We start from the raw sequence: 14,158 nt of genomic DNA on the forward strand, positions 1-14,158 counted from the left end.
AATGAGCGTTAGCTCGAGTGCCCTTGATCTTGCCTAACCGGCGACATCGGAAGGCTGAGTGGAGGGATTGATCCGGGCGTGGGAGCGTAGCGACCGTCTGGCGCAGCCAGACACAGCGGAAGTAGGTGCAGCGAAGCAAACCGGAGCCGCTGCGCCCGGATCGATCCCGCAGCGAAGGAACCCGAGCCTGCGAGGGCCGAACGTAGGAGCAAGCCTTTTGGGTTACCTTTTTGGCGTTTGAAAAAGGTGACCCGCTGTAAGAGCGGAACCTTAAGTAGCCGTTACCGCAGCAACGGATATACACGCAAAAAACCCGACCAAACAAACACCATCGCCAGCCGGCCCGCACAGGATAAGTGCGCTGGTTCAGAGGCTGTAGTAGTAACCACGGCTACGCAGAGCAACGATGCGTGGGCGGCCGTCGGGGTGGGGGCCGATTTTTTTGCGCAGGTTGCTGACGTGCATGTCGAGGCTGCGGTCGTACAGGGTCAGCTTGCGGCCGAGGGCCAGTTGCGCCAGTTCCTGTTTGTCCAGCGGCTCGCCGGGCTGCTTGAGCAGGGCTTCGAGCAGGCGGCTTTCGGAGACGGTCAGGGTCAGTTCTTTTTCGTCGATGCTGACCACGCCGCGCACCGGGCTGAAACTCAGATCACCCAGCTCAAGTTGCGTTGACACAGCGGCGGGATGGCTGCGGCGCAACACGGCGCGCAGGCGCGCGGTCAGTTCGCGGGGGTCGCAGGGTTTGGCCAGATAATCGTCGGCGCCCAGTTCGAGGCCGAGGATGCGGTCCAGCGGTTCGCCACGCGCTGACAGCATCAGCACCGGCAGGTCGGCGTGGTCGTTGCGCAATTGCTTGAGCAGTTCCAGACCGCTGCCGTCGGGCAGCATCACGTCCAGCACTACCGCCGCCGGGGCGGTTTCGGCCAACGCCTTGCGGGCGCTCTGGCCGTCGTGGCAGGCGCGCACCTGGAAGCCTTCCTGGCTCAACCAGCTACTCAGGAGTTCGCACAACTCCTGGTCATCATCAATCAATAACAGCTCGCTCATGACTCACTCAATTTAGCCATTGCCGACGTTTTCGGCTTGCACCACTGGCAAAGATACCGCAGAGCAGCGCCAATAGCGCTACCCCGGCGCCAGTGACGAACCACTGCTGTTGATCGGTCAGCAAACGCGGCAGCGGGCTGGCCTGGGCTTCCTTGAGTTGCAGCTTCAGACGCTGGTTCTCCTGGCGCAGCCGGGCGAGCTGGGCGCTTTCGCGAGTGTTGTCGGCATTTTGCAGTTGTTTGTTCAGTTCTTCGCGCTGCTGCTCACTGGCCTTGAGCCGCTGTTGCAGCTCGGTGATCTGGCTGCCGGCGCTCAATGACAATGGCGTCGAGCTGCCGCCTTCGGTGGTTTCCTCACCATGGGCGGGGGCCATGATCGACAACGTGAGCAACATCAGACACAACGGACCCTTGCGCATCGCGACACCTGTTTCCAAATGGATATTGGGCAGGTTGTCGGCAGGCAAACGAGAATAATGAGCGATTGAGATGGGTGAGAAGCGAGAAGGTTCAGTGCGCAGGACGTGATGTTGGTGGCTGACAAATAATTCGTGGCTGATGAATATTCTGTGGCGAGGGGATTTAGCGAAACGTCGCACCGCCCCGTTGGGCTGCGTAGCAGTCCTGAAATGGGAGCATGCGGTGTGTCAGACACACCGCGTTGGATGGGTATTGGGGCGGCTTCGCCACCCAGCGGGGATGAATCCCCTCGCCACATAAAACCCGTCGGCATTTCAATAGCGGGATTACGGCAGGACTTGCTTGAACGGCTTGACGATCACATTGGCGTAGACGCCGGCGGCAATGTACGGATCGGCATCGGCCCAGGCCTGGGCGGCGCTGAGGGAGTCGAACTCGGCGACGATCAGGCTGCCGGTGAAACCCGCTGCGCCCGGATCATTGCTGTCGACGGCCGGGTGCGGGCCGGCCAGCACGATGCGGCCTTCGCCCTTGAGCGCTTGCAGGCGTTCCAGATGCGCCGGTCGCGCGGACAGGCGAGCTTCCAGCGAGTTGGCAACGTCGGTGGCAATGATGGCGTAGAGCATGTCAGTCCTCGGTTTTTGGCGTTGTGGTATCGGTGTCATGCAGATGGCGCGACAGGTAAACGCCCTGTGCGACCAGGAACAGTACGGTCATGCCCAGGCTGCCGAACACCTTGAAGTCGACCCAGATGCTCTGGAAGGTGAAGGCGACGAACAGGTTGGCCGCGCCGCAAAACAGGAAGAAGCCGATCCAGGCGATGTTCAGGCGCGTCCAGACCGGATCTGGCAGGGTCAGCGCGTGGCCCATGATGCGTTTGATCAGCAGGCGATCGCCGATGAAGTGGCTACCGATGAACGCCGCAGCGAACAGCCAGTTGACCACCGGCGCTTTCCATTTCAGGAAGGTTTCGCTGTGGAAGGCCAGCGTCAGGCTGCCGAACACCAGACAGGCGATCAGCGTCAGCCACTGGCTCTTTTCCAGCTTGCGCTGCTTGATGAACAGCGCGCCGTACACCACCAGGGAGCTGATGATCAGCATCGCCGTGGCGCTGTAGATACCGCCTACGGTCACTTGCTGGCCGGCAATGTCGACGACCCGTGGATCAAGTTTGTAAACGATGAAGAACAGCAGAAGCGGGATGAAATCGATGAATTGTTTCACAGTGAGAGCCAGAAGCTGGATGTGGCGGCATAATAACAAACATATGGGCGCGCGATAGCGCCAGCTGATTTGAGGTTACAACTCCCCGTGAATGTTGATTTGCACTGCCACAGCACGGCCTCCGATGGCGCCCTGGCGCCTGCGGTTCTGGTTGCGCGAGCGTTCGAAAACGGCGTGCGAGTCCTGGCGTTGACCGACCACGACACTCTTGAGGGGCTCGCCGAGGCGCGTACTGCCGCCACCGAGTTAGGCATGCAACTGGTCAACGGCGTCGAATTGTCCTGCACCTGGGGCGGGGCGACCATTCATGTGCTGGGCTACGGCTTCGACGTCAACGCCGCGCCGTTGGTCGAAGCGATCGCGAAATTGCACGATGGCCGCTGGCTGCGGTCGGAAGAAATAAGCCGCAAGCTCGCTCTCAAGGGCATGCCCGGTGCCCTCGACGGCGCCCGGCAGATCCAGCAGGAGCTGGGCGACAGCGGCAACGCGCCGGCCCGGCCGCATTTCGCTGACTGGATGGTGCGTGAAGGTTATGTAAAGGATCGCGCCGAGGCGTTTCGCAAATGGCTCGGCGCCGGCAAGCTCGGCGACGTCAAGCTGCACTGGCCGACCCTGGAAGACACCGTCGCCACCCTGCGCGCCGCCGGTGCCTGGGTCAGCCTGGCGCATCCATGGCACTACGATTTCACCCGTAGCAAGCGCCGAAAGCTGATTGCCGACTATATTCAAGCAGGCGGGCATGCTATCGAGGTGGTCAATGGCCATCAGCCCGCAGAACAGGTGGGCAGCCTGGCGATCCTTGCCCGTGAGTTCGGTCTGCTGGTCAGCGCCGGCAGTGACTTCCATGGCCCTGGCGGCTGGTCCGAGATCGGCCAGTACCGGCCGGTTCCCGAGGACCTTCCACCCCTGTGGTGTCGGTTCAAACATGACACAGATATTGCCGCCGTCTGAACAGGTAGAGAATGTGAGTCAATTTTTCCAGATACATCCGGAAAACCCGCAAGCGCGCCTGATCAAACAGGCGGTCGAGATCATCCGCAAAGGCGGGGTGGTGATTTATCCCACGGACTCGTCCTACGCCATTGGTTGCCAGATCGGCGACAAGACTGCCATCGAGCGTGTGCGACGGCTGCGTCAGCTCGATGAAAAGCACAACTTCGCGCTGATCTGCAGCGACCTGTCGCAACTGGGCAATTACGCCAAGATCGACACCGGCACCTTCCGCATTCTCAAGGCGCACCTGCCGGGGCCTTACACCTTTATTCTCAATGCCACCCGCGAAGTGCCGCGCCTGTTGCTGCATCCGAAGAAGCGCACCATCGGCCTGCGCGTGCCGAGCCATCCGATTGCGCTGGCGCTGCTGGCCGAACTCGGCGAGCCGCTGATGAGCGTGACGCTGATCATGCCCGGCGATGAAGACCCACTCACCGATCCCTACGAAATGCGCCAGTTGCTCGAGCACCAGGTCGATCTGATCATCGACGGCGGCTTTGGCGGCATCAAAGCCTCGACGGTGATTGACCTGACCGGCGACGACCCGGAAGTGGTCCGCGTCGGTTGCGGCGATCCGACGCCGTTCATGGTCGAGGCCTGAATGTCCGCAGTGGAAACCGTGGTCGATCCCCAGGCTGGCGCCCAGCAGGAACTGCCGTTCGCGATGGTCTATGGTCAGGCGGTCATGGAAATGCCGCTGGACCTGTACATCCCGCCGGATGCGCTGGAAGTCTTTCTTGAGGCCTTCGAAGGCCCGCTCGACCTGCTGCTGTACCTGATTCGCAAACAGAACATCAATATCCTCGACATTCCGGTGGCGGAAATCACTCGCCAGTACATGGGCTACGTCGAGTTGATGCAATCGGTGCGTCTGGAGCTGGCCGCCGAATATCTGGTGATGGCGGCGATGCTTGCCGAGATCAAATCGCGCATGCTTCTGCCGCGCGCCGAAACCGTTGAAGATGAAGAAGACGACCCGCGCGCTGAACTGATCCGCCGCTTGCAGGAATACGAGCGCTTCAAGGCTGCCGCTGAAGGCATCGACGGTCTGAGCCGGGTCGGCCGCGATGTGATCGTGCCCAAGCTCGACGCCCCGGAAGCGCGGGCGCGCAAGCTGTTGCCCGACGTCGCGCTGGAAGAGATTCTGATGTGCATGGCCGACGTCCTGCGCCGTGGCGACATGTTCGAAAGCCACCAGGTCAGCCGTGAAGCGCTGTCCACCCGCGAGCGCATGAGCGATGTGCTGGAACGGCTCAAGGGCGGCGGCTTCGTGCCGTTTGTCGAGCTGTTCACCGCCGAAGAAGGCCGCCTGGGTGTGGTGGTGACCTTCATGGCGATCCTTGAACTGGTCAAGGAATCCTTGGTCGAGCTGGTGCAGAATGAGCCGTTCGCCGCGATCCACGTGCGAGCCCGAGCCGAATAACGAGTCCCTGTATGAACCTGACTGAACCCCGCGAGCTGGCGTCCCTGCTTGAAGCCTTTCTGTTGGCCTCGGGAAAGCCGCAATCCCTTGAGCGCCTGTATGAACTGTTTGAAGAAGGCGAGCGGCCCGAGCCGGCGGTCTTCAAGAAAGCCCTGACCCTGCTCGGCAAGTCCTGCGAGGGCCGCGCCTTCGAGCTCAAGGAAGTCTCGTCGGGCTATCGCTTGCAGATCCGCGAGAAGTTCTCGCCGTGGGTCGGCCGTCTCTGGGAAGAACGCCCGCAGCGCTATTCCCGTGCGTTGCTGGAGACCATCGCGCTGATCGCCTATCGCCAGCCGATCACCCGTGGCGAGATCGAAGACGTGCGTGGCGTGGCGGTCAACAGCAACATCGTCAAGACCTTGCTCGAGCGTGAGTGGATCCGCGTCGTCGGCTATCGCGACGTGCCGGGCAAACCGGCGATGTTCGCCACGACCAAGGCGTTTCTCGACCACTTCAACCTGAAAAACCTTGAAGACCTGCCGCCGCTGGCCGAACTGCGCGAGATGGAAGCCGAACCGGTGCTCGACTTCGATGACGCGCCGGTGCCGCAGAGTCTGCAGGAACTGGCCGACGCCAGCGCCGAGCCGGAGGAGGAGAAGGAAGAAACCAGTTTCCATTCCCTGCTGCTGGAGCTGGACAGCATGGAAGAGGGCATCAAAACCGATTTCGACGATTTGCTGCGCGATGCGGTGGATGGCGAAGCGCCGGTGCCCGAGCCTGAGATTATCGAGCCGGTTGTTGAAGCTGAAGTTGAACTTGAAGCGGCGCCTGACGCCGAACCGGAAGAGGACGTCCTGGGTGTCGCCGAGGCCCGCGAGAAACTCCTGGCCGCTGTCGCCGCCCTCGAACAGCCTGAACCAGACCTCAGCGAAGAAGAAGCCGAAGCCCGCGCACTGGCCGAGGCGATCGAAGCCGAACGGCGCGAGTTCCACGATTGATCCGGATCCTTGTGGGAGCGGGCTTGCCCGCGATTGCGGTGGGTCAGATCCAATGATGTTGACTGACACTCCGCTATCGCGGGCAAGCCCGCTCCCACAGGGTTTGATGTGTTTCTGGAGAGGATGATGAGCTCAACCAAAGACCCCTGCATCAGCCTCTGCAAATTCTCCGACGACATCTGCCTGGGTTGCGGTCGCAGCAAGCGCGAGATCAAGGCCTGGAAGAAGCTCGACAAGGACGACAAACGCACGGTGCTGGCCGAAGCCGCGCTGCGCCTGATCAAACTCGGTGGTGCCGGTCGGCGGAAAAAGAAATAACCGGCAATCGATCAGCTAGTCTCTGATGCGCGACGGCGCACATCCGCGTATGATTCGCGACCCTCCGCCGATCCCTTCGGCCTGGACCCAGTTTTCAATACTTCAGGCGCCGCCTGAACAGACCACACCGGGAGGTGCCCAGATGAGTGACATCAATCAGAAAGACGACCAGGAAATCGGCCCAGCAGGCGAAAAGCTGCAGAAAGTCCTCGCCCGTATCGGCGTCGGCTCGCGCCGTGACGTGGAATCCTGGATCAGCCAGGGCCGGATCAAGGTCAATGGCAAAGACGCCACCCTCGGCCTGCGCGTCGACATGCACGACGCCATTACCATCGATGGCAAAGTGATCAAGCGCGAAGAGGCCGCCGAATCGGTGCGCCGCGTGATCATGTACAACAAGCCCGACGGCGAAATCTGCACCCGTGACGACCCGGAAGGCCGTCCGACCGTGTTCGACAAGCTGCCGCGTCCGAAAGAAGGCCGCTGGATCAACATCGGCCGTCTCGACATCAACACCACCGGTCTGCTGATGTTCACCACCGACGGTGAGCTGGCCAACCGTCTGATGCACCCGTCCTACGAGATGGACCGCGAGTACGCCGTGCGTGTACGCGGTGAAGTCGACGACGAGATGATCGAACGCCTCAAGGCTGGCGTGGTGCTGGAAGACGGTCCGGCGCGTTTCACCGACATTCAACAGGCGCCGGGCGGTGAAGGTTTCAACCACTGGTACCACTGCGTGGTCATGGAAGGGCGCAACCGTGAAGTGCGTCGTCTGTGGGAATCTCAAGGTCTGGTGGTCAGCCGTCTGAAGCGTGTGCGTTTCGGTCCGGTGTTCCTCAACTCCGACCTGCCGATGGGCCGCTGGCGCGAAATGAGCCAGTACGAAGTCGACGTGCTCAGCGCCGAAGTGGGCCTGACGCCGGTGGCAATGCCGCAGCTGAACGCCAAGAGCAAGGACAAGCTCGAACGCATGCAGCGCAAATCGTCGCGGCCGATGGCCAAGACCGAGCGCGTGCGCACCCTGCGTCCAGCCGCCGGCGCGCCGACCGCACCGCGCCCGAGCCGTGAGCCGCAGATCGAAGGCGAGCGTCCAGGTCGCAAGCCAGTCGCCCGTGACGGCGAGCGCGCACCGCGTCCGGCCAATGGCCGTACCGAGCGTGGCGAAGGTCGTGCACCGGCCGGTCGCGGTACGCCAGTGGCGGATCGTCCAGCCGACACCACCAACAAGCGCCCGGCCAAACCGGCGCCGAAGCGTCCGGGGATCAAACTGGTCGACGGCGACAAGCCCTCCGGCAAGCGTCGCGGCGCACCGGCCGGTTCCGGTCAGCGCCCGGGTTTCGGACGCAAGAAGCCGGAATGAGGCAGCTGTGAGTTACTAGCTGCAAGCTGTAAGTTGAAGCAAAAACGCCAACCTCAGGGTTGGCGTTTTTTTTGTCTGGACGAAAGTCTGTGCTGACACCGATCGTTCCCACGCTCTGCGTGGGAATGCATCAACGGACGCTCCGCGTTCGGCTTTGGAAGGGACGCGGAGCGTCCCGGGCTGCATTCCCACGCGGAGCGTGGGAACGATCATCTGCGGCTTACATAAATCCCCTGTGGGAGCGGGCTTGCCCGCGATGAGGCCTGAAGCTGCACCGTCAATTCCAGCCTTAAAACACAAATCGCCCATCGAAAACCGGCTTGTCATCCAGCGCCAATACCCCACCCGAAAAGATCAGGTCCAGGTGATGGCTGCCCTTGGCACCACCGCCCAATCCGAGATGCAGCCCACAGTGCCGCTCCTCAAACCCGGCATTGCGCGCATACAGATCCTTCACGCCTTCGTTTGTGCCAATCCCCAACTCCTCAATCCGCCGGTTCGACGGGTTGGCATCCAGGTACTTGTTGAAATCATGCTCCAGCCCCGGCACGTCGGTGGCGATGCGGCTGATGGTCGAGTTCTCGATCCACAGCTCCAGCGGCGACTCCAGCACGCCGTACTTGCGCGCGAAGGGGATGGTGCTGAGGAAGGTGCCCTTGAACTTCACATGGCCGTTGATGGCTTCGCTGTGGGTGGCGATTTCGCCGGGGGCGAGGTCGAAGTTGCCGACGCCGTTGATGTCGGTCCACTTTTTGATGCTGCTCATCGGTGTTTCGAACCATGAGCCGTGATCGTCCTTGAAACTCAGCGTGGTCGCCTGGGACATGCGCTGGATCAGGTGACTGTTGAGCCCGGCGATGCGCTGCGGGGTGATGCTGAAAGTGTCGTAGAAGTAGTCGCCGTAATCCTTGAACAGCAGCGACTTCTTCCAGTTTTCCGCCATGACCGCTTGCAGTGCGCGGACGAACTCCGGGCCATCGGGACGCGGGTTGGGCAGGGTGGAAGAGTCGTAGAAGAAAATGTACAGATCGCTGTCGGCAATCGCCGCGGACAGCGCTGCGGTGCTTTCCAGGTCAAGGCGCCGGGCGCTGAACTGAAAGCGCGGATGCTCGCCGGCCTGTTCGGCAATGGCGCCGGTCAGGGCTTCGTAATCGGCGGTGTGGCCAAGCATGACCTTCGCCGAGTCGAGGCCGGCGAGGGCAGGGTGATGTTCGAGGTAGTAAAGGAAATGCGAGATGGCGCGGGGCTTGTCCATGAATCCTCCCTGACTGACCGGGGAATGAAGCGGCAGGCACGACCGGCCGGACCGTGCCTGCCCGGGATGTCTTACAGAGGCCACATCGCCGTGCCGAACGGAACCACCGCGTCGGCTTGCATCATTTCCACAGCGGCCTCATGGGTTGGCGCTTCAAACCATTCGTCCAGTTGCAGTTCGGTATCCAAGTCTTTTTCCAGTGCTTGCATGGTCGATCTCCTAGAGAATTTCACGGTTTATGACTGACCGGTCGAGGTGGCCGGTGAGACGTGAAGAACCTAGTTGAGCGTTTTTGTGAATGCAAAATTTTATCCATTTAATTTTTAAATAGACTTTTTGTTCTGTTTTTCGGGATGAATTTTCTTATTTGAAAACAAAAAACTAGGTCGGTGAAATTGATAGCAAGCTAGCTACCGTCAATATGCAGACGTCCTTCGGAAATTTCTGATTCGGAAAATATTCGTTACGCCTTGTAAAGAAAACCTGACGATATTGGCCCGCCAACGCGGTGATTTCCCGTCTCGCCATCCGTTGTAAGGAAAAGCTTCCGTAACCCGACGGAGCGTGCGCCACGCAGGGCTCTGGCGCGCTTGTTTCCAGCCTTCAGGCAGGGTGTGATGCGCCCCACGCCTGTCGTGCAGGCGAATAACAAGAAGGAGGCGCAATGTACGCCGCGACTGATTTCCACTTCTCCCCGTGGGACGGTTTTTTCCTCGTCCCCGTCGATGGCCTGCAAAGGCCTGACTCATATTTTGCAGCCGCTCGGCACTGTCGAGGCGGACACGTGCAATCCCGGCAACCGACACGCTGATCAGGCGGGTCTGGCAGCAGGGGGTTAGCGGTGTACAATGCGCCGCGTTTTAACTGTGACCCTCTGCGTAATCGCAAAAATCTCGAGGCTATCCGCCTTGTTCACTCCGCCGCGCCACAAGCGTGCCGGGTTCGATTTCGTCACAGATAAAAACAAACAGGTGACGCATGACCGTTGTAAATGAGCTGAACTCCTGGTGCCTGCGCTGGGGTTTGATCGGGGCTGCCTGAAATCGCAACCTTGCAGCAACGTCTACTGAACATCATCAAACCTTGCGTGAGACCTTTTTCATGAGTGGACAACCCTCGCAATCAGGCGAGCTAAAGCGCGGCCTGAAAAATCGGCATATTCAACTGATCGCCCTCGGTGGCGCGATCGGTACCGGATTGTTCCTCGGTTCTGCCGGGGTACTGAAATCCGCCGGCCCGTCGATGATCCTCGGCTACGCCATTTGCGGCTTCATCGCCTTCATGATCATGCGCCAGCTCGGCGAAATGATCGTCGAAGAGCCGGTGGCCGGCTCCTTCAGCCATTTCGCGCACAAATACTGGGGCGGTTTCGCCGGTTTCCTTTCGGGCTGGAACTGCTGGATTCTGTACATTCTGGTGGGCATGTCGGAGCTGACAGCGGTCGGCAAGTACATCCATTACTGGGCGCCGGACATCCCGACCTGGGTCTCCGCTGCTGCATTCTTCGTGCTGATCAACGCGATCAACCTGGCCAACGTCAAAGTCTTCGGTGAAGCCGAATTCTGGTTTGCGATCATCAAGGTTGTGGCCATCGTTGGCATGATCGCACTGGGCAGCTACCTGTTGGTCAGCGGCCATGGCGGCCCGCAAGCCTCGGTGAGCAACCTGTGGTCCCACGGCGGTTTCTTCCCCAATGGTGTGAGCGGTCTGGTGATGGCCATGGCGATCATCATGTTCTCCTTCGGCGGTCTGGAAATGCTCGGTTTCACCGCCGCTGAAGCCGACAAGCCAAAAACCGTGATCCCGAAAGCGATCAATCAGGTGATCTACCGCATCCTGATTTTCTACATCGGTGCACTGGTGATCCTGCTGTCGCTGACTCCTTGGGACAGCCTGCTGGAAACCCTCAATGCGTCGGGCGATTCGTACAGCGGCAGTCCGTTCGTGCAGGTGTTCTCGATGCTCGGCAGCAACACCGCCGCGCACATCCTCAACTTCGTCGTGCTGACCGCCGCGCTGTCGGTGTACAACAGCGGCACCTACTGCAATAGCCGTATGCTGCTGGGGATGGCCGAGCAGGGTGACGCGCCGAAAGCTCTGGCGAAGATCGACAAGCGCGGCGTGCCGGTGCGTTCGATTCTGGCGTCGGCGGCAGTGACGCTGGTCGCCGTGTTGCTCAACTACCTGATCCCGCAGCACGCGCTGGAACTGCTGATGTCGCTGGTGGTTGCGACGCTGGTGATCAACTGGGCGATGATCAGCTACTCGCACTTCAAGTTCCGCCAGCACATGAATCGGACTAAACAGACGCCGCTGTTCAAGGCGCTGTGGTACCCGTACGGCAACTTCGTCTGCCTGGCGTTCGTGGTGTTCATCCTCGGCGTGATGCTGCTGATCCCGGGGATTCAGATCTCGGTGTACGCGATTCCGGTGTGGGTGGTGTTCATGTGGGTCTGCTACCTGATCAAGAACAAGCGCAGTGCCCAGCAGGCGCTGCCAGTGATCGCCAAGTAACCGCTCAAGCGGAAACAGCAAACCCGGCCAAGTGCCGGGTTTGTTGTTTTGAAATGGAAAAATCTGGCATCACACCGAACCCTGTGGGAGCGAGCCTGCTCCCGAAAGCGGTCCATCAGAAACATCTGCATCGACTGACACACCGCCTTCGCGAGCAGGCTCGCTCCCACAGAGGTTGAGTGAATCAGGTTATCCTGCACGCTCTGATTACGGACGCTTTTCCATGCTGGTGATTTCCAACAATGTGCATCTGCCGGATGCCGAGATCGAATTGACCGCCATCCGCGCGCAAGGCGCCGGTGGGCAGAACGTCAACAAGGTCTCCAGCGCCATGCACTTGCGCTTCGACATTCCCAACTCGTCATTGCCGGAGTTCTACAAGGAACGCCTGCTGGCGCTGCGTGACAGCCGTATCACCAGCGATGGCGTGCTGATCATCAAGGCGCAGCAATATCGCACCCAGGAAGCCAACCGCGCCGACGCGCTGGAGCGGCTGGTCGAGCTGATTCTCAGCGCCACCAAAGTGGAAAAGAAACGCCGCCCGACCAAGCCGACCCTCGGTTCGAAGAAGCGTCGGCTGGAGTCGAAAACCAAGCGTGGCAGTATCAAGGCCGGGCGCGGCAAAGTGGATTTTTAAACCTCGCGGTATTTCGCCGTGTGCTTGTACAGATAGACACTCAAGCCAAGGCCGCTCAACGCCGCGAAGGCTGCGAACAGAAAGATCGAAGCAAAACCGAACCCCGCCGCAATCGCCCCGGCCAGCGGCCCGGTGATCCCCAGCGACAAATCAATGAACAGTGAATAGGCACCGACCGCCGCGCCACGGCTCGAGGCCGGCACCAGATTCACCGCCTCCACGCCCAGTGCCGGGAACACCAGCGAGAAGCCGAAACCGCTCAGCGCCGCGCCCGCCAGTGCCCAATGCGCATCCGGCGCAATCCACAGCAACAACAAACCCAACGTTTCCACCGACAGGCAGGCAATCGCCACGCGGAAGCCGCCGAGGCGGTTGATCAGGTTGCCGAACAGCAGCCGCGCGCCGATGAAGCTGGCGCCGAACAGGCTCAGGCACAGCACCGCGTTATCCCAGTGCTGGGTCGCGTAGTACAGGGTGATGAAAGTGGCGATGGTGCCGAAGCCGATCGAGCCCAGCGCGAGCCCGCAACCGTGGGGGAAGACTTTGCCCAGCACATGCATGAACGGCAGGCGTTCGCCGGCAACGATCGGCGCGGCGGTCTTCGGCCATGCCAGCGCCAGGCCGAGCAGGGCGAGGAGGATGATGCTCACGCCCATGCTCCACAGCCCCAACCTGCTTACCAGCCACACACCGAACGGCGCGCCGATCGCCAGGGCGCCGTAACTGGCGATGCCGTTCCAGGAAATCACTTTCGCCGTATTCGCCGCGCCGACCCGGCCGATGCCCCAGCCAATCGAACCGGAACCGACCAGGCTTTCCGCGCTGCCCAACACCAGACGGCCAATCAACAGACTGATCAGGCTCACCAGCGGCAGGTTCGGCGTCCACGCGGAAATCAGCATGAACACACCGCTCAAGCCGCAACCAGCGAGGCCAATCATCACTGCGCGTTTACTGCCCTGGTTGTCGATGATCTTGCCGGCATATGGACGGCTGAGCAGGGTGGCGAGGTATTGCACGCTGATCACCAGCCCGGCGATCACGGCGCCGAAACCAAGGTCACTGTGGACATAGCCCGGCAACACGGCGAGCGGGATGCCGATGTTCAGGTAACCGATGAAGGTGAAGAGGACGATGGAGACTACTTGCAGCGTAACCGCCAGCGGACGCTGGGGCTCGGATATAGACGACATGGGTAACGATCCACGGGAGCAGCAGATTAGATAGGCTGCTCATGATACCGGCGTGAACCGTTCAGGGGCGGGGAAAAGTAAAACTATTTGCCGGGCGGCGCTTTCAGGATTTCGCCGGGGCGACCAGTTGCGTGGTGACGAGGGCGGCGAGGGCGTTTTCTTCGCTGCCGAAACGTTCGAGCAGGGCAGCTTGCTTCTCGGGCGAGAGGCGATTCCAGATCTCGATCATTTTCTCGGTGGCGCCGATCAGCACGGCAGCTTGGCTTTCGGAGAATTCGTCGGTCATGGCGGGCTCGGGTTTCAGGCAGTGTGGAAAGCGCATGTTAGCGCTTTCCACACGGTCTGTACGGCGGGTCTTACTCTTCGCTGTCGGCTTTGCGGCTGTCAGCGGCTTCTTGCGGCTCGGGCTTTTCAGCGCCGGCGTGTTGCGGGGTCGTCTGCTCAGGTACGTGCAGGCTTGGGAAGGGGAGATTGGGAATCTCGTGCATGGGTGCGCTCCTCGCTAAGTCTGTTGATAGATCAGGTGCTCCGCGCTTTACAAAGCCTGCGCAGGATACAGCAGGAAAAATGACAATCAGACTTTTAATTCAAATTAATGCGACAGATGGCCGCAGGGCGCGAGATCAACCGAAAACTAAATGTGGGAACGGGCCCTGTGGTGAGGGGATTTATCCCCGCTGGGCTGCGAAGCGGCCCCAGACCCTGCATACGCGGAATGTCTGACACTCCGCGAGCAACGGTGTACGACTGCTGCGCAGCCGGGCGGGGATAAATCCCCTCACCACAGGGCTCGCTCCG

At 60.7% G+C, this 14,158-nt stretch carries 17 protein-coding genes; 8 read left to right on the forward strand and 9 right to left on the reverse strand.

Translation table 11 applies throughout. The annotated features are described in order from the left end of the window. Positions 1–366 precede the first annotated feature (366 nt). The 4 genes from KVG87_RS10240 to KVG87_RS10255 all read right to left on the reverse strand — a co-directional run bounded on the left by KVG87_RS10240 (position 367) and on the right by KVG87_RS10255 (position 2,687). Positions 367–1,044, reverse strand: a complete 678-nt coding sequence (locus KVG87_RS10240; protein WP_016771129.1) for a response regulator transcription factor — start codon at positions 1,042–1,044, stop codon at positions 367–369. Between the two features lie 7 nt (positions 1,045–1,051). Further along, a complete protein-coding gene (locus KVG87_RS10245; protein WP_039761083.1) occupies positions 1,052–1,462 on the reverse strand; it encodes an SH3 domain-containing protein in 411 nt (136 codons plus the stop codon). A 327-nt stretch (positions 1,463–1,789) separates the two neighbouring features. After that, complete coding sequence (locus KVG87_RS10250; protein WP_016771127.1) at positions 1,790–2,089, reverse strand: YciI family protein; 300 nt, start codon at positions 2,087–2,089, stop codon at positions 1,790–1,792. A gap of 1 nt (position 2,090) precedes the next feature. Continuing rightward, positions 2,091–2,687 (reverse strand): septation protein A, encoded by a 597-nt coding sequence (locus KVG87_RS10255; protein WP_016771126.1) that lies wholly within the window; start codon positions 2,685–2,687, stop codon positions 2,091–2,093. An 87-nt stretch (positions 2,688–2,774) separates the two neighbouring features. Between KVG87_RS10255 and KVG87_RS10260 the strand changes: the two genes are divergently transcribed. From KVG87_RS10260 to rluB, 6 genes are all read left to right on the forward strand, one after another. Next, the gene (locus KVG87_RS10260) at positions 2,775–3,638 is read left to right on the forward strand and encodes a PHP domain-containing protein (RefSeq protein WP_016771125.1); all 864 of its coding nucleotides are present in this window, start codon (positions 2,775–2,777) and stop codon (positions 3,636–3,638) included. A gap of 13 nt (positions 3,639–3,651) precedes the next feature. After that, positions 3,652–4,281 (forward strand): L-threonylcarbamoyladenylate synthase, encoded by a 630-nt coding sequence (locus tag KVG87_RS10265; protein WP_041478985.1) that lies wholly within the window; start codon positions 3,652–3,654, stop codon positions 4,279–4,281. Then, positions 4,282–5,103: a segregation and condensation protein A gene (locus tag KVG87_RS10270; RefSeq protein ID WP_496198650.1), complete on the forward strand. Its 822-nt coding sequence runs from the start codon at positions 4,282–4,284 to the stop codon at positions 5,101–5,103. An 11-nt stretch (positions 5,104–5,114) separates the two neighbouring features. Then, entirely contained in the window at positions 5,115–6,080 is a 966-nt protein-coding gene (scpB, locus tag KVG87_RS10275) for an SMC-Scp complex subunit ScpB (protein ID WP_217850582.1), read from the forward strand. 126 nt (positions 6,081–6,206) lie between these two features. Further along, entirely contained in the window at positions 6,207–6,398 is a 192-nt protein-coding gene (locus KVG87_RS10280; protein WP_016771121.1) for a DUF1289 domain-containing protein, read from the forward strand. Positions 6,399–6,540: 142 nt separating this feature from the next. Further along, positions 6,541–7,761: a 23S rRNA pseudouridine(2605) synthase RluB gene (rluB, locus tag KVG87_RS10285; protein WP_024012076.1), complete on the forward strand. Its 1,221-nt coding sequence runs from the start codon at positions 6,541–6,543 to the stop codon at positions 7,759–7,761. Between the two features lie 289 nt (positions 7,762–8,050). Here rluB and KVG87_RS10290 read toward each other — a convergent pair whose 3' ends face one another. Both KVG87_RS10290 and KVG87_RS10295 read right to left on the reverse strand, forming a co-directional pair. After that, positions 8,051–9,016 (reverse strand): M29 family metallopeptidase, encoded by a 966-nt coding sequence (locus KVG87_RS10290; RefSeq protein WP_076566543.1) that lies wholly within the window; start codon positions 9,014–9,016, stop codon positions 8,051–8,053. Positions 9,017–9,087: 71 nt separating this feature from the next. Then, entirely contained in the window at positions 9,088–9,225 is a 138-nt protein-coding gene (locus KVG87_RS10295) for a hypothetical protein (protein WP_003222780.1), read from the reverse strand. Between the two features lie 892 nt (positions 9,226–10,117). Here KVG87_RS10295 and KVG87_RS10300 point away from each other — a divergent pair. Together KVG87_RS10300 and arfB are read left to right on the forward strand one after the other, a co-directional pair. Continuing rightward, positions 10,118–11,530: an amino acid permease gene (locus KVG87_RS10300; protein ID WP_076566544.1), complete on the forward strand. Its 1,413-nt coding sequence runs from the start codon at positions 10,118–10,120 to the stop codon at positions 11,528–11,530. Positions 11,531–11,753: 223 nt separating this feature from the next. Continuing rightward, the gene (gene arfB / locus KVG87_RS10305) at positions 11,754–12,167 is read left to right on the forward strand and encodes an alternative ribosome rescue aminoacyl-tRNA hydrolase ArfB (RefSeq protein ID WP_016771119.1); all 414 of its coding nucleotides are present in this window, start codon (positions 11,754–11,756) and stop codon (positions 12,165–12,167) included. Here the strand turns inward: arfB and KVG87_RS10310 are convergent. The 3 genes from KVG87_RS10310 to KVG87_RS26025 all read right to left on the reverse strand — a co-directional run bounded on the left by KVG87_RS10310 (position 12,164) and on the right by KVG87_RS26025 (position 13,848). Continuing rightward, entirely contained in the window at positions 12,164–13,351 is a 1,188-nt protein-coding gene (locus KVG87_RS10310) for an MFS transporter (RefSeq protein ID WP_217850760.1), read from the reverse strand. The two genes, arfB and KVG87_RS10310, sit on opposite strands and share 4 nt — an antisense overlap. Positions 13,352–13,463: 112 nt before the next feature. Continuing rightward, positions 13,464–13,646, reverse strand: coding sequence for a hypothetical protein (locus tag KVG87_RS10315; protein WP_039761215.1), 183 nt, complete (start codon positions 13,644–13,646; stop codon positions 13,464–13,466). A gap of 70 nt (positions 13,647–13,716) precedes the next feature. Next, a complete protein-coding gene (locus KVG87_RS26025; protein WP_016771117.1) occupies positions 13,717–13,848 on the reverse strand; it encodes a hypothetical protein in 132 nt (43 codons plus the stop codon). Between the last annotated feature and the right edge of the window lie 310 nt (positions 13,849–14,158).

This window comes from Pseudomonas siliginis, from assembly GCF_019145195.1.
Taxonomy (GTDB): Bacteria; Pseudomonadota; Gammaproteobacteria; order Pseudomonadales; family Pseudomonadaceae; genus Aquipseudomonas; species Aquipseudomonas siliginis.